Raw genomic sequence first — 20,905 nt, forward strand, 5'->3', positions numbered from 1 at the left:
TCGTCAGAACCGGTCGATGACCGTCAGAACCGGTCGATGACCGTGACGCCCGTCTGGCTGAACCGGCCCATGGCTTCCAGTTCGGAGCCGGCCTCTTCGAGCGCGACGGTCTTGCCGACCAGGCGGCCGGGCTGCAGCGCGCCGGAGGTAACCATGCGCAGCAGGTCGGGAAACCGGTGGGCCGGCATGCCGTGGCTGCCCACGATTTCAAGTTCCTTTGCGATGACCGCGTTCATGGGGATCGGGACGTCGGCCTCGTCTGCCAGGGTCAATCCGATCTGCACGTGGCGGCCCCGCTTACGCAGGCACCGGATGGAATTGCGGCTGGTGATTTTGCTCCCGAGGGCATCGATGGAGACCACGGCGCCGCCGCCTGTCTTCTGCCGAATCTCCCGCACCACGTCGGAACTCGTCTTTGCGTTCACCGTCATCCGTGCGCCGAAGTCCCTCGCCAGCTGCAACCGGGTCTCGTCGATGTCCACGGCGACCACCTCGGCCCCCACGGCCGCAGCGATCATGGTCGCCGACAACCCGACCCCGCCGCATCCGTGTATGGCCACGAAATCGCCGCCGGTGACCCGGCCCTGGTCCACCACCCCGCGGAACGCCGTCATGAACCGGCAGCCCAGGCTTGCGGCCTCGACAAAGTCCAGGTCATCAGGGAGGCCCACAACATTCACGTCGGCGTAGGGCATGGTCACGTAGCCGGCGAAGGCGCCCCAACCGGTAAACCCCGGCTGGTACTCATTGTCGCAGATGTGGTGATGGCCGGCCAGGCACTGTTCGCAGGTGCCGCATCCTCCGCAAAAGGGCACGGTCACCCGGTCGCCGACCTGCCAGTTGCGCACCAGGCTGCCCTTCTCGACGACCACGCCGGCAAATTCGTGACCCGGTACGTGAGGCAGCTTGATGGATGGGTCGTGCCCCATCCATCCATGCCAGTCGCTCCGGCAGATCCCGTTGGCCCTTACCTCGATTACGACGCCGTCCTCCGACGGCACGGGATCGGGAACTTCCCGCACCTCGAGGGGTGATCCGAAGGCGTCCATTACAGCGGCTTTCATCAAGCAGTCCTAAGACTTGGCGGGCGTTCCGGTGACTGATGGGCCTTCGGACGTACCCGCCTCGTGAATCTGATTGGTTGACTATGAAATCGGCACGACAGGCAGAACTGGAGACGCCAGACCTAGAGACGCCAGACCACCAGGAACTGGATGGTGTTTTCGTCGTCGTCCGTGCCGATTTTGTTTCTCCAGTACTGGTACTCGAATCCAAGCAGCAACTGATTGGGTTCGCCAGCAGCGGCCCGGCCGATGTCCCAGACGAACTGCGGCTGTGCGAGAATCGACGCGTCGTGCCGGCCGCCGAGTTCGTTGGACCGGCTTCCGATATATTCCGCGTGACCCATAAAGGCAAAGGAATGCTGGCCGATATCAAAAGGGGCGGCCCAGTTGACGTCGAACATGAAACTGTGCCCTTCCTTCGGCGCACCGCCCTTTGCCACGCCGAAGTTCTGGTCGATATAAGCCGTGAGATCGGTGTTCAGGAACAAGAATCCCGGGATATCCCAGGACGCCCTGAATCCAGGCAGAAACTTGAACAGTTTCGCGTCGCCGCCCATGTTGATTCCCCCAATGATCGCCAGGTCGGCAATAAGTCCAAGACTGGCATCGGACTGCTGCATTTTGCCGATACTGAGCGTCGGATACCACTCGGCGTAGAAATCACGGTCGTTGAATCCGTCCGTCTCCCGGTCGATTACATAATCGAGAAAGAAGAAGCTGTCCCCGAGCTTCCATTGGGATGCCTGCTGTACGGTGAGCACCAGGGACTGTACGCTCTTTTGCGCGAAGGGATTCCTCAGCTTGCCAGCCTGCAGGTGGAATTCGGTCTGGGCGGAGGCCGTGAGCACCGTGGACGCCGCAGCCAACGACATGATCGTCCATACCGCGAATCGTTTGATACTGCTGTAGACGCTACACTTCATCCCTTTGTCCTTGTCCGGAGACGACCGCCTCCCGTTTCTTTCGAATATTGACCGGCAGGAAGTATCAAGTTCGATCAATCTTCCCATCGGTCGGGATTGATCCCCGGCGCCTCGCTCTTCATCCCCTTCGGCTTGTGCGGTTGCTGCCAGTCCAGGCCGGTCGTGTTCAGGCTCTGCAGAAAGGGCCTGGCCTGTGCGGGTGCGGCGGCGACGTCGTTGGGATCCCACTCTTCCATGGGCTGGACAGGTCCGGACCAGGCCGGCCGATAGCCGAACTGGATCAGTTCCCGGGGTACCGTGTCGCGGTTCGGATGGGTGCCGTGAAAGACGTCCTTGGGAATCACCAGGGCCGATCCCGCTTTCGCGCAGAGGGTCACCTCCTGGGGATGGGACTTGTAGCGCACATACGGGTTGCCATGGGCGTGAAAGGACAGGTGCGAACGCGGCACGACCCGGAACGGCGCCCTTTCCGGCGGCAGATCGTCCAGGTAGTAGAGTACGCGGACCAGACGCGGCGAACTGCCTTCGTAGCTGAAAATGGAGGAGCCGTAGGGCTGGCCGTCCGTATGCATGGAAATGGGCGGGGAACCCGACAGGGTCCGCGTGAACAGGCCTCGCGTAAACACGATTTCCGGTCCCATCAGCGCCTCGAGGAACGAGATCATGGGCGGATGCCCGATCAAGGCGCACATGGCCGGACTGCGCCACTGGGCTTCCAGGCAGTAAGTCTGGCAGTCGCTGTAGTCCTTGCATTCCATGGGCACGGCGGCCAGTTCGGCCTTCAGACGCGCGATGTGGCCGGCGTCGAGCATGTCGGGAAGATGCACGTAGCCTTCGACCTCAAGGTGACGGATGCGCTGGGCCGTCGTGAATGACCCGAAGTCCGTCTCGTCGACGTGCATGAATCCGATTTCTTCCCGGGGATCGATTTGGACCGTGGCGCTTTCCATGATGCGCTCCTTGATGACCGATCGTCTGCTATCGTGGTGTCTGTGGAAACTATATGCTCTGCCTTATCATTTTCAAGCGTTTTCCGCGCACAGTCTGCGACCGGTAGTCCGTACGTAGTCCTTGACCGGTCGTCCGCGCTGGCCTGAGGATTGCCTCGCCGCGTGTTATGCCCGGGTACCCGCCTGGTGCAAGCCGTGGGCCAGCCATGTGCCAGCAAGGTTACGAGCTTTCCTGATTCACGCTCGCGCACCGAAATGCCGCCGCACGAAATCCCAGGCCGGCTTCTTGAAGAACCGGTGTCCGCCTTCACCGACGGCCAGCTCGCATTTGTCAGACGCACCGGCGACCGCGTAGACGGCCTTAAGCCGGTCGAAGGCGGCGTGGACGTGGTCGATCGGGAAGATGGGGTCGTGCCGGCCGGCAATGGCGCAGAAGGGGCGGGGGGCGATCAGACCGGCCACGTCGAACATTTCTCCCAGCCTCAGCAGGCCGGGCACGTAGTTGCATTCACAATGGTGGATCGTCCCGATGCTGCCCACGAACGTGCAGAAATAGCACCCCGGCATGGAGAGGGCGATCCGAGTGTCGCAGGCCGAGGCGAAGAGTGATATCGTACCGCCGCCCGAGTTGCCCGTGATGGCAATGCGGCCGGCGTCTACGGGCAGATTGACGACCGCCCAGTCGATCAGGCGGGAAGTGTCCCACACCCGTTCGCCGATGGGCGTTCTACCGAGCAGCAGGTCGTGGACGAGCTGGTCGCGGCAGGAGTGTATTTTGCCGGCCTTGATGTCTTTTGCGGTGCGTGTTTCCCCGAAGGCGCGCGTGGTCGGCGCGATGACGATGTAACCCTCCTCGGCGGCCGCCTGCCGGGCGATGTCGCGCTCGCCTTCCATCATGTGCGCCTCTTCCGCCGCGTCCCGGGAAATGCCGACGTAGATGTGGGGGTGATTATGGCCATGAGGCACGAGGACCAGGGGGAGCTTCCCGCCACGGTCCATCCCTTCTTTGCCTGCCTCTTCGGGCGTCACACTTTTCGGCAACAGGAGGTAGAATGGCAGCGGCACGGTCGGTTCAACCCAGAGATACCAGCGTTCCCGGACATGACTGCCCAGGTCGGTAGATTCCAGCCGCTCCGCCTTCGGCACGTGACCCGAAAGGTCCGCTTCCATGTTGTCCAGGCCCAGGACTTCCCGCAGTTTCGGGCGAAAGGCGGCCTGCCAGGCGGACAGGCCTTCCGGGTCCGTCGCCCTGAAGGCGTACGTTCCTGATACGTTTTCATACAGGGCATTCAAATGAGTTTTCTGGTCATAGGGCTTGACCAGGCCGGCCGTCAGTTTTCCAGTACGGTTATCCATCATATTCTCCGATGCTCTTTGCGAAGACTTGATCCGTGGTGCGTGCGATGCGTGCTGATTCACGAAGCGTAGGTGCCGTGTCCCGTGGTGTGCCGGAGCGTCAACGATCCGTGGAGCGCGTGTGACTCGCACCCTCGGTCTGCCAGCGTGTCAACGATACCCGAATATCAGCGGAAAAACAGCCACGACAAAGGCCGCCCATACGGAAAATACGGGGAGATAGTCCGTCTGCCAGCGTTCCACGGCAGAGAACGGCGCCCGCCTTCGCAGGAATCCGATGTACAGGCGGGCTGTCCACGCCAGGTTGACGAACAGGATGATGTTCAGTCCTATAGCCCACATTCGGTTCGGCGTGACCCCGAAATCGCTGATGCGAGACGTCATGGCCGCCAGCACGAGGACATCTACGACCAGGGCGGCTGAAATGAGCGCGATCTGCAGGCTGTCAAAGACGCCAGGCGGCGCCACGGGGTCTCTTGCCGAGACCGAATACAGTACGAGACCCAGGACGACGATGAGCAGCGCGTCGAAGGCGATCAGCATCTCGCGTTGCACGTCGATCCCTCTGCCGGTCCATACCAGGACCGCGAGAAAGGACAGAAGCATTAATGTGAATAGCGGCGTGAAAATCCGCGTGAGCACCGGCGCCACCTGCTCGATGGCGCCCTGCCCGGTATCCACGAGCCAGGCCGCTACGACAAACGCGCCCATCGCCCCGCACGGAATGATCCACGATGCGACGGCCCATCGCAGGTTCACGCCCAGGGCGTTGAACACCGTCAGCGTTATGCCGGTGAGCACGCCGCCGCCCAGGGCGATGAGTACGTACAGGATGAAGAGCTGCCCGCTGAACCGCACGAAATCCATGCGCAGACCGCGCGTCCGCCAGTCTCCCCCGGCGTATGCGAAGCCCACGACGAGCCACAGGGCGATGGGCACATGCAGCGTGGTGAGTATCGCGGTGTCGCCGCCGGGTTCGATGGGAAAGACGTTACACAGCAGCATGGCCACGAAGAAAGGCGGTATCAACCAGCCCCACCGGACGAAGTCCATCCCGCGTTTCCAGGCGAAATACACCGTCACAAACGGAAACGCAAAGAAACTGATGTTCAGCGCATAGAACTGGTTGACGTCATCGTCGTCGAATGCGTAGCCGAACAGCGCGGGGACCTTGATCGCCAGCGCCGCGCCGGCGGCCAGACAAAGGACGAAGACGAATTCCGTCAGCCGGTGCCTGGCGATCCGAGGGGCGGTGGCTGGTTCGTCTGCTGCAGCACCCATCAACTGCGCCGCGTGATCCTGGACGAAAGCACGTGTCACCGCGTCGTCGCTGCCGACCCGCCTAACCGCGACCTGAAAGGCTTCTTCGGCCGAGAGACCGAACCGCAGCAAATCGCCTGCCTGGACCCTCAGCTGTACTTCGAGCGCATCCAGTTCGGTCGCCTGAAGCGTTCCGTGCCGCTCCACGTAGACCCGCCACCGCGCGATCGCGTTTTCAATCTTGGATTCGTTCAAGATCCTGGCCCTGGGGAATTGGATATCCCGTAACCATGCGTTACTCCGTATTGGATGCTAACGCAGAGCGCCATGCAATGTTCCGGGACGGAGTCAGTTTATACCCGGCGGATCGCCGAGATCAGGTACCTGAAGCAGGGCTCCCCCGTGGAGCGCGGACTCATGGGCCGTCAGTCCGGGCAGCATGTACCGGGCCGCGTCCCAGACGTTGTTGGGGGGCGTTGTGCCGTTCACGCAGGCCATCACGAAGTCGTCGACGAGGAACTGGTGGCTGCCCGCATGGCCATTGGGCAGCCCGGCGAAAGCCTCCGGTAGCCGTTCGACGGGGTGCAAAGCGGAAACCCCGAAATGGGTGCCGTCAGACGCAGTCACCCTGTCCATTGGATCGCTTCCCATCGAATCGCTTCCTTGCACGGGTTGGCCGGTGCAGTTGAGCAGGTCGTCGAGGGGTTCCACATGGGTCCCGTCTTTTTGAAGCCACGACGCACCGGCGGCGGTCTGCTCAAAGCCGCCTTCGGTCCCCTGCAGGCCCATGCGCACGCATCCTGGATGGCCCACGCGCCGGAACTCGTTGATGCGGCAGACGCTCCCGTCGGACATGCTGAACAATGCACTCTGGTTGCTGAAGGGATTGTTCCAGTCATTGGCCCCGTAAATCCCGTCCTCGTGGGCGTCTCGATATCCCTGGCAGGATACCCGGGTCATGCGCGCGCCGGTAACGGATATGATCTGACTCGTCGAATGTGTTGGGTAGTACATGGGCGGGATGCCGGCCGTCTCCCTCCAGTTCTCGCCACCGCGCCATCGTGCCACGTCGTAGAGGCCGTGGTCCCAATCATGGTAGTACTCCGCCTGGCCGTAGACGATCCGGCCGAAAGCGCCCCGGGCGTACTGTTCCCGGCAGTACAGCACGCCGGGATAATAGTAGCTGGTCTCGCCGAGCATGTAGACCGCGCCCGAAGTCCTGGCAGCGGCCACCAGGTTTTCGATTTCGGCCACGCTGATCCCCGGCGGCACGGCCGAGTACACGTGTTTACCGGCTTCCAGGGCCTGGACGGCCTGGGGACCGTGAAGCCAGTTCTGGGTAAAGAGACACACGGCGTCCACGGCGGACTCGCAGAGGGTATCGAGGGAGGGACTGGAGTCACTGATCTGGAAACGGGCAGCCGCAAGCGCCCTTTTTTCGTCGTCCAGGTCGCACAGCACCACCCTACCGACCTGTGGATGCGCCTTGAACAGGGGGATGAACGACTGCGAGAAAGCACCCGTGCCGACAATACCGACCTGAAGCCCCATGTCCACCTCATGACTTTCCCAGACGCGCCTGGAGGCCGCCTCGTTAGCCGTTTCCCGGCTTATTCGCCACTTGTTCCGAGGAGATTGCGCAAGAACGCCACGGCACGGGGAATCGCACTCGGCATTGACGTGATTTCGTGCGTTGCACCAGGATAGATATTAGACTCAAACTCTGGCGGTCCGCGACCGATCTCCGCCATGGCCCGGATCATGGATTCCGCCTGGGTGACGGAAACCACGCCGTCCATATCGCCGTGGTGGATCTGCAACGGGGGCATATCCTCCACAAACAGGACGGCTGACCGGCGGATAAGCGCCAGCCGGGCATCCTGGAGCGTTACGTCTCCGGTCCACCAGGGTACGAGGTACGTGGCGCGCAGGTGTTCGACGCCGGGCAGATCGACGGTCACGCCCCTAACCAGCAGACTGGCGATGCCCCGCGCCCATTCGTTCTGGAAATCCGTCGGTCCGAAGAACGAGATGACGCCCGCGATACGCTCGTCCCGGATCCCCATGAGCATGGCCACGCCGCCTCCTCTGCTGGCGCCCACTGCGAAGTACCGGCCGGTCTGGGCTTCCGGAATCGTTTCCATGGTGAGGTTGACCAGCCCCAGCGCGTCGTCCACGTCGCGGTCCCACGGACTGGCCGGACCATCCGACAACCAGGACCGGTCATCGTATCTGAGTGGTTCGTCGCGGAACGAAGGGATCACGTAGACGAAGTCGCCTGTCATTTCACCGAGGGCGACGGTCAATATCAAAAGCATGCTTTCCACCGTCACGCCGCCGTCGCCACCATGGGCGTATACCAAGATGGGGAGTTCCCCGGCGCCGGCACCGTCAGGCACGATGATGGCACCGAAATGGCGCAAACCATCGACCTGGTGCGATACGACCCGCAGGCTGGTCGGATGTTCGCCCATGTTGTAGACTTCTTCAAGCTCTACCATCCCACCGGCCGCCGAGAAGTCCCGCGAGGCCCAGTCGGCACGGACCGCCGACAATTCGTCCTCCTCGGCCGGGGCGAACAGGACGTCGAGCGAGTCTTCCACGGAGATCGCGTGACCGCTCACGTTTGCGGTCGCGCTCGAAGCGGTAACGGTCAGCGTCTGCAGTCCGGTCGTCGAACCCAGCGTCCAGTGGGTGGCGGCCATGCCGTCCGGGCCGGTTCCGACGGTTGTCGGTTCGGTAACGCCGTGGTTGGGAGAGAACAGGACGAGTGCGCCGGACAGGGGCTGTGCTTCCTCGTCGAGCACCTGGACCACGACCGGTTCCCGCAGGCTCGATCCGGCGAGCGCGCGCTGCCCGTCGCCGGAAACGACGTTTATCCTGGCGGCCCGGGGCGGATCCACGGGATCGGGCGACGTGGGGCCGTCTCCGCCGCAGGCAACCAGGACGGCCAGCGAAAGGAGCAGCGTGACCGGAGCAAGAATGCGCAGGCGGAAGCCCGCTGATCCGATGCCTGTCGATCCGGGGCTGGAGATGGATGCAGACCGCGATGGATTCTCAAATGGGCGCATATGCTGGTTCGGCGGAAAGTGCACAGGTATGTAAATAGCTTCGTACCGTACGGTGTACGCCTGGTATGTCGGCGGGCAGGTAATTTACGGTTCGGGCACGAAGATAGAAAGCAACAATTACCGTAGCCGGCAAAATTGTTGTGTTTTTTTAGTAATCGACCCTTGTAACCCGTTTGTTGCGTGCCTATCAACCTGTGTGTTGTACGCCTTTCAAGCTGCGTGTTGCGCGGTAATCTAGGAAGTAACGCTCGAGGCCGGAATGCGCCGGAGCCATAACAGGCACGCTATGCCCGCCATGGCCAATACGCCGTTGAAACTGAATACCAGAATCCACGCAGACTGCACGCCGGAGAGGTCGAGAATCGATCCCGCGACCACCGGTGCGCCGGTTCCCACGACGAACCCAATGAAGGACTGCACGGCCTGCGCGGAACCGACCAGGTTCCTCGGGGCGAGTTCCGTGACGGCCGTCGAGTAGATGGCGGAATCGGCCGCCGTGAAGAACCCGTAAAAGAAACCCAGCGCAATAAGCCAGGCAATAGGAAGTCCCACCAGCCACCCGGCGAGAAAAGAACAGAGACCGCTTACCGCGAAGATCAAAGTGGCCGTCCTGTTTCGCCCGAACCGATCCGACATCCATCCGCCCAACAGCACGCTGAAAATGCCCGTCATGAACATGAATCCGGCCAGGGTGGCGGCCCGCGATGCTGAGGCTTCCGAATCAAATCCCGTCATCATGAGTGCGGCGACGAGAAGCAGCGGCAGCCACAGGCGGGCCACGAAGAGCTCGGCGGTGTGCAGCGCATAGGCCATGATCACCAGCATCAGCCGGCGGTCACGAAGCGGCGCGAGGGACAGCCAGCCGACCTTCCCGCGGCCATCTTCGATTTTCGTCGAACCTGCACTCCGTCCTGAAACCAGAAATGCTGCGATAGCGATGCTTCCCAGACCGGGCAACGTGGTCGTTAGAAAAGCTGGCTCCCATCCGTCCAACCAGTCCAGCAAGATGCCCATGAAAACATACGAAACAGTCGTACCGGCGTAACCTGAGCTCACGAAGACGCCGACGGCCGTGGCCCGTCTACGGCCGGCAAACCGGTGCGACGCCAGGCGGATACCTGTGATGTAGACACAGACATGGCCGACTCCGTAGGCGAATCGCAACAGGCACGCGGTCCACAGCCCCTCGGCCAGAATAGGAAACAGGAATCCGCTGCACGCCGTCAATACAGCACCAAAAAACAGAATCCGAAATGGATTGAACCGATCGGTGAAAGGTACAAGGAGCAGAGACGAAACGGCATAGCCGGCCAGGTACGAGGAAAAGATCACGCCCGACTGTGTGTTGTTCAGTCCCCACGCCTCGCGAATGAAAGGAAGGGAAGCAACGTAGCTGGACGAGGACAGCAGGATGAGAAATAGTGTGGAGCTCAATCCCGCGAGCCAGGCTACATCCGGTCCTGCGGTTGTGTTGGGCCGGGTGTGTCGAGTAAGGAATGGAAGATTAGGTGAAATTGGTCCGAATCACTTAATGAGTAGCTATTCGTAAAGGTTCAGATTGAGGTACGCCCGCCTCAGTACTCTCTGCAATTTCCATTGGCTTGGATTATGGCATTAACAGTTTCTAGGTGATAGCTAACTGTTCAGAAATAACACCAGCTAAACCGGGATACTTCACCTCACACCGACCTGTTACCTCTTTCACCAACTTTCTCAGAGGTTCGAGCCTTATTGTTTTCTGCAATTCCAACAACCCGTTGATGCTGCATGTTCTGATGACGTAGAACGACCACTGATCTAGAATGAGGGGATCTGGATTTAGATCAGCTGGATCACCAAGAAGGCAGAAAACATATGCGTCACTGCGACGTTCAGGTGTTTCAACACTTTCAGATCTATTTGAAACGGGATCCCAGAACCACTTTCTAGGTGCAATATCAAATCTAATCTCGGACGGTTTATCTTGAGGCCAACTCTGATAGTAAGCTGCACTCTTAACTTCTATTTTTTTCTTGTCTTCGGTCTCCAGATCATACCATCCCCACTCAAGGCGAGGAGAATGGTTCACCCCCAAGACTTTGGCAACAAGAAACTCCGCTATCACGCCCCGCTGAGCATTACTCAGCAGATCGGAGCCTGACCATTTCCAGTAATCACACAACGAAAATCCGGCCGATTCATCTCTTACTTTGAAGGTTTCTCTACATGACCTTAATCCAGGTGAATGACCAAAGTTCGCTGTTTTCATGAGCTTAACTTCTATTCTTCATAGTTTGGGTGTGCGCGTTTATCAGTTCGGCAACCCTCTTGATTCGACCCACCACTGCTTCTAACACCGACTCATAATCGACCCCAACAGGAAGTGGAATCGGAACAACCACCTCATCAACTTCGTTGTAACATTCCTTTGGATCCGAATGTTCAAGCGACACAAGTGCCTTTCGAGTCTGATCCAGTCTGATCGACGAATCCGACTTCCATTGTTCGAAGATTAGCCAAATGGGAGTATCGGGATAGGAACCCTTAGCCCATCGAACAGAGTCAACGCCAAGCCAGACTCCAGCACCGGCAATTCGAAGGTACCTACCATATCCCCGATACCTCGGTGTGATTCTTAGCCCTGCTAAATCAGCATGTTGACACTCTACCGAACGGTTTGTCGCATCGTTAATCAGTTGCCGTAAACCACGTAAACGTCGTGGAAACTCCGGTCCGAGTTCTTCCATCCTGAGCGGCGGGAATCCACTCTCGTCGATCCGGTTGACAAATCCCTGGAGTTGCCCGATCTCATCGATCATGTCTAAGTCGTTGGCATTCTCCAAGTGATTCAGCAAACTCTGCCAACTAATCAACATGAGGTATTTCGTACCGTAATCATCCCTGCTTACATTGGCACTCTTGAATTCGGTTGAATTCATAAAGATACTGATCGAACCATAGGTGCTTGCCAGACGCCTCAATTCGGTCCAGAGGGATTCGATCCTGGAAATTGGCACGACGAACAGGAGCGCTTTTTCCGACGGCAGCCGTTTTAGGTATGCGATCGGCTGATTGCCGGTCAGTCCAGCCCAGAACTTCTCTTCGATGATCAGGCACTCGTTGCTGTTTCCATCAAATCCGACCAAGTCTGGTCGCGTCCCTTCCTCGCCGCCAACCTGTGTCCGGACACTGACTATTTCTCCCGTATTCGTACCGCCGCCCTTCATAAGGTATTCCAAGACCCTCCGCGCCGACGCGGACTTCAGAATGTACCCTAGTGCTTCAACAGCGACATCCTCGTGACGCGATGACAGCATCCAGGCAAGATGGGCTAGCAGTGAATCATCGTTTACCATTTTCGCCACTATCCGGTCCCCTTCCATGGTCGTAGATATGGTTTCACCCAATACAACATTTAGCCAATTTAAAACGTTCTCTCAACACTTTTCAACGATTACATTGCATGCATAAGCTGGACCGAAAAGAGGCGGACTATGGCTGAACGCAAGAATCCGGACGAGACCTACCTGGCCCTGCTGCGCGGTATCAATGTCGGCGGCAAGAACATCATCAAGATGGCGGATCTTCGGAGCTGTTTCGAGGCCGAAGGCTTCCTCGATGTCGCTACCTATATACAGAGCGGGAACGTGATCTTCCGTTCGCCTTCCATCGGGCTCAGGACCTTGACGAAGAAAATCGAGGAGACACTTTCTGCGGCGTTCGACTACGAAGCGAGCGTCGTGATGCGCTCAAGAAGGCAGATGCGGGCAGTGGTTTCCGATGCACCGGCGGGTTTTGGAGAACGGCCGGAGACATATCGCTATGATGTTATCTTTGTGAAGGCGCCGCTCACGGCAAATGCCGCCATGGAGAACGTCCCGACCAGGCCCGGCGTGGATGAAGCCTGGGTGGGCAGCGGTGTGCTCTACTTCTCCAGGCGTATCGACCAGGCTTCGCGGAGCTATCTAAGCCGTCTCGCGTCAATGCCCGTGTACCAGCGCGTTACCGTCCGCAACTGGAACACGACGACCCGGTTGCTTGAGCTTATGGAAAAGGACTGAATCCCGGTTAGTTGTTCGACGTTGTTCGACGTCGTTCAAAGGCGAGTCGTCAATCCGAGCCGCACCGTCCATTTCTAAACACCAGAACCGGCTGGTTGGGAATCGAGCAGTCGGAAACGTACCCGTAGAGCCCATTCATCTCGGCTTCAAAGGCATTGTATTCCGCCAGCCGGTTGGCCAGTTCCGTGGGATCGGTGGATGAGGCGGAGTAAACGATGTACGCCCATGGACCGCCGCATGGTTTGGAACCAATGGCCGCGCTGCGACAGTCTGCAATCGAAGCCCCCGCAGCGTCGCCGATGAGCGCGTCGATTTCCTGTCGCATCTTCTCAAGCTGTGCACGGTCGCCTTCCTCAGTCCGCTGTTCCTCCTCCTCGACTGGCTGTTCGCCATTGTTGTCAGGTGCAACGACAGGATCGCGGTCGTCACACGCAAGGAGGAAAAACGAGATCCATAACACCGCAACCAGGTATCGCATGGTTTTCCTTTCATAGAACACAGACAAAAGCCATACTTCCCACTTTGGAGAACGTTTCAATTCGCGAACGGTTCCCCTTCCGAATCCGTCGAGTTACATTGCTGGCGACTTCATTATCTAACCGTCCGGGTGACGTTTTTTCATTCGATACAACGTGTGAATCCCCCGGATAATTTATATAGTAGCATCAACACCTTCAGTTCTCGAGTTCCGTAACAAAAAGGAGATCGCACCATGCAACAGTACCGGGTCGCTATACTGGGCTGCCGTGGCCGGGGCACGGCAGCGGGCCGCGCGTACCACCAGCATCCCCGCACCGAGGTTGTGGCATTATGCGACCTTGTGCCCGAACTGCTGGCGACCCTCGGCGACGAACTCGGGGTTACCGCTCGTTACGACGATCTCGACCGAATGATCGAGGCCGAGGGCCCGGACATCGTCGCCATACCCACGGGCACCGAGTTCCACTATCCGCTGGCGATGCGCGTGCTGGAACACGGCGTCCACATCGACATAGAAAAGCCGATATGCACGACCCTGGCCGAGGCCGACGCGGTGTTGGCCAAGGCCGCGGAGAAAGGGGTGCAAGTGGCCGTGCATCACCAGGGGCGCACCGGCGGCGCGCTACGAGCGGTCAAAGCGGCGATCGCCGAGGGCCGGATCGGCGACTTGCGCTTTGTGCAGGGCAGCGGCAAAGGCTACTACGGCGGCTACGGCCTGATGAATATCGCCACGCACTCGCTCAATGCCATGCTCGGCGTGGCCGGGCCGGTGCGAAGCGTGCAGGCCGTGGCCTTGACCGATGGCCGTCCAATCACGCCCGAAGATGTGGTGCCGTCGCCGAGTGGCATGGGTTACATCTCCGGTGAACACTTGACCGCGGCGCTTGCCTTTGAATGCGGGGTTTCGGGTGTCCTCCTGCAGCACCGCTTTCCCAAGATGGATTCAACGGCCTATATGATCGAGATCTACGGCACCGAGGGCAAGCTCTACTGGAAGAGCGGTGCCCCTTGGTTTTTATCCACGCCGCACTTCGCTCCCGGCCAGACCGAGTGGCAACCGCTCGCTCCCATCGTGCCGGAGCACTACGATCCGGCCGGTCCGGCTTCCGTGGAGGACTACCAGTTCGCCGATGAGTACGTGCAGGCGCTCGACGAGGATCGCGCACACGAGTGCTCGGGTGACGCCGGCCGCCACGTGCTGGAGATACTGATGGGGATTTTCGAGTCAGGCGCGCGCGGTCGGCGCGTGGATCTGCCGCAAGCCGAACGCGATCACCCGCTCCTCCGCTGGCGCGAGGAACACGGCCTGGGCTTGCCCGATCCAATGCCGCGTCCCTATGCGGAATGGCTCGCCGCGGAAGACGGGCGTTTGGGCCGGACCGCGAGCTAGTCGCCGGGGTTTCCGACAAACCCGCCTCGTCCCTTCCCGGCCAACCTGCCCACTCCCATGATCCGCGCCATATTGCCACCGAGGATCGCCACCATCTCGCCCTCGTCCAGGAACGGGCAGTAGCGCCTCACATAGTCCAGGCTCTGGCGATAGGTCCAGTGCAGCAGCACGATGGGGATGTCCGTTCCCCACAGGATGCGGTCGGCGCCGAAACGATCGACCATTTTCTCCAGGACGGACCGCATCTGGGGCATGGGGTAGTCCCAGCGCGACTGCAGGAACACGGCGAATAGGACCTGGATGTGGAAGCGGGGGTGGTCCGCGGGCGCGGCTTCGTACACTTCGTCGGGGACGTTCAGCCGGTCGCGTTCGGCAAACATCCGCCAGGGGAATCCGTGCGTCACGATCACGTCGACATCGGGAAATCGCTCCATCCAGGTACGCAACGGACGTAGCTCTTCGATGTATGCGGACTGCGATCCGACCGCGCCGAGGGTGAAAAACACCGGTATATCCAGGCCGGCGACCGCTGTCCAGAACGGGTCGAAATCGGGCCCGGTCCATTCGGGCGATAGGTCATAAAGCGGCCGGTGAAAGGGCGCGAACTGAAGGCCTGAAAGCCTGTGAACGCGGATCGCCCGTTCCAGTTTCGCAATGGCCTCGTCGGTCCTGTCGGGGATCCACCACTCAGGCACCTGGACCAGTCCCTGGATCCGCTCCGGGTAGCGGCGGCAGCATTCCGCGATGTAACCGTCGTCGAGCCCCATGTAGGGCGTGCGGTGCAGGAGGGCGCGGTCGACGCCCGCGTAGTCCATCTCCGCCACCAGGTACTCCACGGGAAAGGAGAAGTCCTCCGTCCACGGCGGCAGGGCCTGCTTGACATAATCCACGCCATCGACCGTCCACTCGGCCAGGCCATGTTTTCCGGTGCGGAAGTCCGCGTCCCGCAGGCCCTCAAAGCGCCAGGGACGATCGGGGTCGTAGAGCCCCGTGGCGTCGGCTGGAGCGTCGGCCGTTGCGTCGGCAGGCGCGCGGTCGCCGCGCCGCCAGACGGGTTGCTGCCGGGCCTGGGCCATGAACAGTTGCAGATGGCGCCGGAATTCGGCACGATCGTCGAAGCCGTCGATTTCGCGCGGTGGAGGAAAGCAATAGGCGTGTCCGTCGTAGATCATTTAAAGCCTCGGTAGTTCACCTGGAATGGACCTTCGAATCCCTGGAAGACGCATAATGAACAGGTATGGTTGCGAGACCGCAACTTCATTCCCGCTTGTCAGTTCTGAATGGACTTGACGGAAAATTACCATGGCGTTAAGGATGTTGGACGATTGATTGCGACGGACAACATGCGGAGGGATCATTAAAATGCCAGCACATCCCACGGACGCCGAACGCTTCCTATTCGACACGAACGGTTACCTGGTGCTGGAGGATTTCCTTCCGAATTCCCTGGTCGACGCGCTCAACGCCGCACTGGAGCGGACGATAGCGCACCGCCGCGCCCCAGGGTTCCATCGAACGCACGAGCCGGCCTTCTCCGACAAACTGGATTCGGCCAATGCGCGGGTCATGCACCTGCTGGCCGAAGATCCGCTCTTTCTGGACATGCTCGACTACGAGCCGATGATGGAATATGTCCGCGGTCTGTTCAACGAGATGCCCCACCTGCACTCGACCGACGCCATCTACGAGATCGAACCCGAAGAGCACCACGGAAAAGGCTGGCACACGGACGGGATACAGGACGGGTTTCGCGACTTCCGGCCGCACATCCCGCTATTGCAGTTCAAGGTGGGGTACTACCTGAGTGACATGACCGAACCCGACCAGGCCAACCTGACGCTGGTACCGGGCAGCCACAAGTCCCTGGTCGAGCCGGACGGGAAGAACGGCATGCCCGGTGCCGTGCAGGTCTGCGGACGGCCCGGTACGGCCGTGCTCTTCCACAACGGGGTGTGGCATTCGGCCGGCCCGTTCACGCGCCACGGGGGCAAGCGGGTGATCCTCTACTACGGCTACGAACACCCGTGGATGCTGGCGTGCGCGGAACAATGGCGGTACGACAGGGATTTCCTGAACAGCCTGACGCCCCGGCACCGGCGCTTCTTCCACGGTTTCGTATTCGATCCGCCTGAGTACCGCTGGGGTTGAGCCGACGCGTCTCGCAACGGAATCGGACCATGAGGTTTCTTCTCGTTCCGGTCGTCCTCTCGATCATCATTTATTTGTCGTGCGGCAGGGAAAACCCCACGGGTCCGCCGCAGGCGGCCAGCATCACGATATCGCCCTCCGAGACCGAGTTGGACGCAATCGGCGCGACCGTGCAGTTCACCGCGTCGGTCCGGGACGGGAACGATCGGGTGATTGCGGACGCGGCCGTGACGTGGACCAGCGGAAACACCGAAGTGGCCAGCGTGACCCACGAGGGCCTGGTCACGGCCCGGAAGAACGGTTCCACGGTCGTCACGGCCGTTTCGGGGCCATTCCATGCGAACGCCAGCGTCACGGTATCCCAGGCGGTCGCTCGCATCGAGATCGCGCCCGCCAGCGTGATGCTGACGATGACGGAGAGGATTCTGCGCTTGGACGCCGTGGCGAAGGACAGGAACGGCAACCCGGTGCCCAACGCGCGGCTCATTTGGGCCAGCAGCGATCCTTTCGTCGTCTCGGTGAACGCCCTGGGAGACCTCGAAGCATGGTCGAACGGAAACGCCCGGATCACCGTATCTACTGGGGATGTATCGACAAGCGTGGAAGTCACGGTCTCGGGTTTCCGACCGGATGCGCTGGACCGCGCCGCCCTGGTGGCCCTGTTCAACGGCACCGGCGGACCGGGTTGGACGCTCGCCACCAACTGGTCGAGCGACGCGCCTCTCGACGAGTGGAAGGGAGTGACGACCGACGCCGAAGGAAGAGTGATCGAATTGGCGCTCGATCGGAACGGTCTGGAGGGCGCGTTTCCCACGGAACTGTTCCGGTTGGAAAGGCTCAGGTCTCTCTCACTCCTGGGCAATCGGTTGACCGGGAGCATACCCCCTGCAATCGGACGGCTGGCCAGTCTGGAGGTGCTGGAGGTTTCCTATAACCGGTTGACGGGAAGCATACCCCCCGAAATCGGACGACTCGTCAGGCTCAGGGTACTCGGCGCCAGAGGCAATAATTTCTCACACGGACCGTTGCCCATGGCCATGGCCAATCTCGGCAATCTCGAAAGACTGAGGCTTGATAGAACGTTCCTGTGTGCACCGCTGGACGCGGTCTTCCAGGCGTGGCTCGGTGCTATTGACGACGTGGAAGTGGACAACTGCGAGGACATGGAACGGAGCGCGCTGATCGCTTTGTACAACGCGGCGGACGGGGGGAACTGGACCGTACGACGTAATTGGCTCACCGCCGCGCCCCTGAGCGCCTGGCACGGCGTCACGACCAATGACCTGGGTCAGGTAACAGGGCTGGACCTCGAGGACAACAATCTTAAGGGAACGCTGCCGTCCCGGCTGGGCGATCTCCGGTCTATGAGGGTATTGGACCTGTCGAACAACTCCGGGCTGTCGGGACCGCTGCCTGCGTCGCTGGTTGGTCTAGGCCCAACGGTCCTCAGGTTGGGCGGAACGAGTCTTTGCGCGCCGCCCGACCCCGCCTATCAGGCCTGGCTGGCCACCATCGGGGACATACGGGTCGACAACTGTCCCTCCACCCTCGGCCCCGACCGGATGGCGTTGACCACGTTGTACGGCGAAACGGGCGGCGCGTACTGGAAGGAGGCCGCCAACTGGCTCAGCGAAGCGCCGTTGCGAGACTGGCACGGCGTCGAGACCGACGCCGAAGGGCATGTGATCTCCCTCGACCTGGGGTACAACAACCTCAAGGGGCGGTTGCCTTCTGAACTGGCGCTGATGGACAGGCTGGAAACGTTGCGTCTTATCGGCAACGGCCTGGCGGGGCACATTCCACCGGAATTCGCGCGCGTTGATCGACTCGTCGCATTGGATCTCTCGGTGAACCTGCTGACGGGCCCCATTCCACCGGAACTGGGACAACTGGAAAACCTCTCCGTCCTCGATCTCTCCGCAAACGGGTTGACCGGTGCCCTCCCGGCCGAACTGGGACGACTCGACCGACTCACCGACCTCGATCTCGGGCTCAACCGGTTACACGGACCCCTTACTCCGGAATTGGGCAACCTCCGCAGCCTCGAGCGACTCACGCTCTCCTCCAACGAGTTTACAGGCCCCGTTCCAAACGAATTGGGAGGACTTGCAGCGCTCACCGTCCTCAACCTCTCCGTCAATGGGCTGACGGGCGCCGTTCCACCCGAATTGGGGCAACTCCGAGACCTCGTCACACTCGACCTCGCTAGAAACGGGCTGACGGGCCCCGTTCCCCCGGAACTGGGACAGCTGGCAAGCCTCGAAGAACTGGATCTCTCCACCAATGCGTTGACGGGCCCCGTCCCACCCGAACTGGGACATCTGCCAAACCTCGAGGAACTGAACCTTTCCACCAACGGGCTGGCGGGTCCCGTCCCGACGGAATTGGGAAGACTGGCGAACCTCGTCACGCTGCGCCTGGCGTCGAATCGGTTGAGCGGGCCGGTCCCGTCCGAACTGGGAGCGCTCGGGAAGCTCAAGACGCTGAGTCTCTCCCACAACGCCGGGCTGTCGGGGCCGTTGCCGCGCACGTTCCTGGGCCTCGACCTGGCCTCCCTGCTGCTGGCCGGCACGGGACTTTGCGCGTCCCGGGACGCCGAGACCCAGACGTGGTTGCTGGATATAGACGAAAGGCGCGTTTCCGGCTGCGGCGACGCCGTCGCGCGCGTTGCGTCGGCGTATCTCACGCAGGCGGTGCAGTCCCTCGATAACCCGGTGCCGCTGGTTGCCGGCAAGCCCGCGCTCCTTCGCGTCTTCTTGACGAGCGGCGGCATGGCCGACGCCAGGCGGCCGCCGGTACGCGCAACGTTCTACCAGAACAATCTTCCGGTGTACACGGCCGAGATACCGGGCGGAGACTACAGCCTTCCGGACCGTCCGGAGGAGGGAGACCTCGCGGCGTCATCCAACGCCCATATTCCGGCCTATGTCGTTCGACCGGGCCTGGAAATGGTGATAGAAATCGGTCCCGGCAGCACACCGGATTCCGCTTCGGACGCCGGTCGCCGCCTGCCGCCTGCCGGACGGCTGGCACTGGAGGTGGCGGAGGTGCCGCCTCTCGACCTCACCCTGGTCCCGTTTCTGTTGATGTCGAATCCGGATTGGACGCTCGTGGACTACGCCGCGGGCCTGTCGTCGAATGACGAACTGTTCAGGATGACCCGGGAAACGCTTCCGGTAGGTGATTTCCACCTGAACGTGCGCGAACCCGTGTGGACTTCGGTGGCATCCGAGGCGAAGAACACCATATCGATGCTGGTCGAGGTCTTTGTGGTCCGCATCCTGGACGGCGCACCGGGACACTATATGGCTATCCTTCCCGCCAGCGAACGCGTGGGCGTCGCCGTCATTCCCGGTAGCATCGGCGTGTCGGCTCTGAACGGATTCACCATAGCCCATGAACTCGGACACAACATGAACCTGAGGCATGCGCCGTGCGGCGGACCGTCCGGGCTGGACCCCGACTATCCCTACGTCGACGGGACGACCGGCACATGGGGCTACGACATCCTTTCGGGATCGCTGGTGTCGCCGCAAAGCCACGACCTGATGAGTTACTGCCCTCCCGGATGGATCAGCGACTTCCACTTCGTCAAGGCGCTGGTCTATCGGCGGTCCGTAGAAATGTCCGTTCCGGCGGCGCGTGCCGTTTCCGCTACCAGCCTGCTGCTCTGGGGCGAAGTGAACGACCTCGGAGAAACTGTCCTTCATCCTGCTTTCACGGTCGAAGCCCCGCCCCTCCTGCCGGAGACCGGCGGTCCGTATCGTCTCGCCGGTGAAGACGGAGCGGGGAACACGCTGTTTGCGTTGTCCTTCGGAACGGCGGAAATCGCGGATGGAGCCGGGAGCGTTTTCGCCTTCGTGCTTCCTGTCCAGACGGACTGGCTCGATCGACTGCAACAGATCGCGCTGACCGGTCCGGAAGGGGTGATGACGATAGATCGCAGCGGAGGACCGGCCGCCGCGATCATGTTGGACCGGACGACCGGAGCGGTCCGGGGTATTCTCCGGCACTGGTTCGACCAGGGCGGCTCTCCGACCTTCGCCCGGCGCGTGCTGCCGGATGGAGATTTCGAAGTCCTGGTCAGCCGCGGCATCCCGGATTCGAATCCCAGGTAGCGAGGGTTGCCTGCCGAGGCTCCGGCAGCCCGTACAAAAAACCGTTTTTGGGAATCGCGTAATAGGGTATTATGATTAGGGTATAGCCCGGATCGGTCGTTTCGT

The 20,905-nt window shown here is 60.9% G+C and carries 16 protein-coding genes; 4 read left to right on the plus strand and 12 right to left on the minus strand.

The window, feature by feature from the left end:
* Positions 1 to 23 precede the first annotated feature (23 nt).
* The 10 genes from OXH56_02430 to OXH56_02475 form a co-directional block, all read right to left on the minus strand.
* The gene (locus OXH56_02430; protein ID MCY3554156.1) at positions 24 to 1,064 is read right to left on the minus strand and encodes a zinc-dependent alcohol dehydrogenase family protein; all 1,041 of its coding nucleotides are present in this window, start codon (positions 1,062 to 1,064) and stop codon (positions 24 to 26) included.
* Positions 1,065 to 1,186: 122 nt separating this feature from the next.
* Positions 1,187 to 1,987, minus strand: a complete 801-nt coding sequence (locus OXH56_02435; GenBank protein ID MCY3554157.1) for a nucleoside-binding protein — start codon at positions 1,985 to 1,987, stop codon at positions 1,187 to 1,189.
* Between the two features lie 74 nt (positions 1,988 to 2,061).
* Positions 2,062 to 2,937: a phytanoyl-CoA dioxygenase family protein gene (locus tag OXH56_02440; GenBank protein MCY3554158.1), complete on the minus strand. Its 876-nt coding sequence runs from the start codon at positions 2,935 to 2,937 to the stop codon at positions 2,062 to 2,064.
* A 237-nt stretch (positions 2,938 to 3,174) separates the two neighbouring features.
* Positions 3,175 to 4,293 carry a hypothetical protein gene (locus tag OXH56_02445; GenBank protein MCY3554159.1) on the minus strand — a complete coding sequence of 373 codons (1,119 nt, stop codon included), beginning with the start codon at positions 4,291 to 4,293 and terminating at the stop codon, positions 3,175 to 3,177.
* A 150-nt stretch (positions 4,294 to 4,443) separates the two neighbouring features.
* Positions 4,444 to 5,808 (minus strand): hypothetical protein, encoded by a 1,365-nt coding sequence (locus tag OXH56_02450; protein MCY3554160.1) that lies wholly within the window; start codon positions 5,806 to 5,808, stop codon positions 4,444 to 4,446.
* A 93-nt stretch (positions 5,809 to 5,901) separates the two neighbouring features.
* Complete coding sequence (locus OXH56_02455; GenBank protein MCY3554161.1) at positions 5,902 to 7,104, minus strand: Gfo/Idh/MocA family oxidoreductase; 1,203 nt, start codon at positions 7,102 to 7,104, stop codon at positions 5,902 to 5,904.
* A 59-nt stretch (positions 7,105 to 7,163) separates the two neighbouring features.
* On the minus strand, positions 7,164 to 8,624 hold the full coding sequence (locus tag OXH56_02460; protein MCY3554162.1) for a hypothetical protein: 1,461 nt from the start codon (positions 8,622 to 8,624) through the stop codon (positions 7,164 to 7,166).
* Positions 8,625 to 8,858: 234 nt separating this feature from the next.
* Positions 8,859 to 10,058, minus strand: coding sequence for an MFS transporter (locus tag OXH56_02465; GenBank protein ID MCY3554163.1), 1,200 nt, complete (start codon positions 10,056 to 10,058; stop codon positions 8,859 to 8,861).
* 190 nt (positions 10,059 to 10,248) lie between these two features.
* A complete protein-coding gene (locus OXH56_02470; protein MCY3554164.1) occupies positions 10,249 to 10,872 on the minus strand; it encodes a hypothetical protein in 624 nt (207 codons plus the stop codon).
* Between the two features lie 4 nt (positions 10,873 to 10,876).
* A complete protein-coding gene (locus OXH56_02475; protein MCY3554165.1) occupies positions 10,877 to 11,842 on the minus strand; it encodes a hypothetical protein in 966 nt (321 codons plus the stop codon).
* Positions 11,843 to 12,097: 255 nt separating this feature from the next.
* On the opposite strand from OXH56_02475, the gene OXH56_02480 reads away from it, so the two are divergent.
* The gene (locus tag OXH56_02480; GenBank protein ID MCY3554166.1) at positions 12,098 to 12,664 is read left to right on the plus strand and encodes a DUF1697 domain-containing protein; all 567 of its coding nucleotides are present in this window, start codon (positions 12,098 to 12,100) and stop codon (positions 12,662 to 12,664) included.
* A gap of 49 nt (positions 12,665 to 12,713) precedes the next feature.
* Here OXH56_02480 and OXH56_02485 read toward each other — a convergent pair whose 3' ends face one another.
* Positions 12,714 to 13,142 (minus strand): hypothetical protein, encoded by a 429-nt coding sequence (locus OXH56_02485; protein MCY3554167.1) that lies wholly within the window; start codon positions 13,140 to 13,142, stop codon positions 12,714 to 12,716.
* A gap of 234 nt (positions 13,143 to 13,376) precedes the next feature.
* Between OXH56_02485 and OXH56_02490 the strand changes: the two genes are divergently transcribed.
* Positions 13,377 to 14,534, plus strand: a complete 1,158-nt coding sequence (locus OXH56_02490) for a Gfo/Idh/MocA family oxidoreductase (GenBank protein MCY3554168.1) — start codon at positions 13,377 to 13,379, stop codon at positions 14,532 to 14,534.
* On the opposite strand, the gene OXH56_02495 is transcribed toward OXH56_02490, so the two are convergent.
* Entirely contained in the window at positions 14,531 to 15,706 is a 1,176-nt protein-coding gene (locus tag OXH56_02495; protein ID MCY3554169.1) for an amidohydrolase family protein, read from the minus strand. The genes OXH56_02490 and OXH56_02495 overlap by 4 nt on opposite strands.
* A gap of 190 nt (positions 15,707 to 15,896) precedes the next feature.
* Here OXH56_02495 and OXH56_02500 point away from each other — a divergent pair, with 190 nt between their 5' ends.
* Positions 15,897 to 16,682, plus strand: a complete 786-nt coding sequence (locus OXH56_02500; GenBank protein MCY3554170.1) for a phytanoyl-CoA dioxygenase family protein — start codon at positions 15,897 to 15,899, stop codon at positions 16,680 to 16,682.
* 29 nt (positions 16,683 to 16,711) lie between these two features.
* Positions 16,712 to 20,800 carry an Ig-like domain-containing protein gene (locus OXH56_02505; GenBank protein ID MCY3554171.1) on the plus strand — a complete coding sequence of 1,363 codons (4,089 nt, stop codon included), beginning with the start codon at positions 16,712 to 16,714 and terminating at the stop codon, positions 20,798 to 20,800.
* Positions 20,801 to 20,905: the final 105 nt, after the last annotated feature.

This window comes from Gemmatimonadota bacterium (assembly GCA_026702745.1).
In the GTDB taxonomy this organism is placed as follows: domain Bacteria; phylum JAAXHH01; class JAAXHH01; order JAAXHH01; family JAAXHH01; genus JAAXHH01.

Excerpts from the sequence above, each read along its gene's own strand:
- OXH56_02490 (MCY3554168.1), top strand. The coding sequence starts at position 13,377 with ATGCAACAGTACCGGGTCGCTATACTGGGCTGCCGTGGCCGGGGCACG.
- OXH56_02460 (MCY3554162.1), bottom strand. The coding sequence starts at position 8,624 with ATGCGCCCATTTGAGAATCCATCGCGGTCTGCATCCATCTCCAGCCCC.
- OXH56_02485 (MCY3554167.1), bottom strand. The coding sequence starts at position 13,142 with ATGCGATACCTGGTTGCGGTGTTATGGATCTCGTTTTTCCTCCTTGCG.
- OXH56_02430 (MCY3554156.1), bottom strand. The coding sequence starts at position 1,064 with ATGAAAGCCGCTGTAATGGACGCCTTCGGATCACCCCTCGAGGTGCGG.
- OXH56_02470 (MCY3554164.1), bottom strand. The coding sequence starts at position 10,872 with ATGAAAACAGCGAACTTTGGTCATTCACCTGGATTAAGGTCATGTAGA.
- OXH56_02435 (MCY3554157.1), bottom strand. The coding sequence starts at position 1,987 with ATGAAGTGTAGCGTCTACAGCAGTATCAAACGATTCGCGGTATGGACG.
- OXH56_02505 (MCY3554171.1), top strand. The coding sequence starts at position 16,712 with ATGAGGTTTCTTCTCGTTCCGGTCGTCCTCTCGATCATCATTTATTTG.
- OXH56_02455 (MCY3554161.1), bottom strand. The coding sequence starts at position 7,104 with ATGGGGCTTCAGGTCGGTATTGTCGGCACGGGTGCTTTCTCGCAGTCG.
- OXH56_02500 (MCY3554170.1), top strand. The coding sequence starts at position 15,897 with ATGCCAGCACATCCCACGGACGCCGAACGCTTCCTATTCGACACGAAC.
- OXH56_02440 (MCY3554158.1), bottom strand. The coding sequence starts at position 2,937 with ATGGAAAGCGCCACGGTCCAAATCGATCCCCGGGAAGAAATCGGATTC.
- OXH56_02495 (MCY3554169.1), bottom strand. The coding sequence starts at position 15,706 with ATGATCTACGACGGACACGCCTATTGCTTTCCTCCACCGCGCGAAATC.
- OXH56_02445 (MCY3554159.1), bottom strand. The coding sequence starts at position 4,293 with ATGGATAACCGTACTGGAAAACTGACGGCCGGCCTGGTCAAGCCCTAT.
- OXH56_02480 (MCY3554166.1), top strand. The coding sequence starts at position 12,098 with ATGGCTGAACGCAAGAATCCGGACGAGACCTACCTGGCCCTGCTGCGC.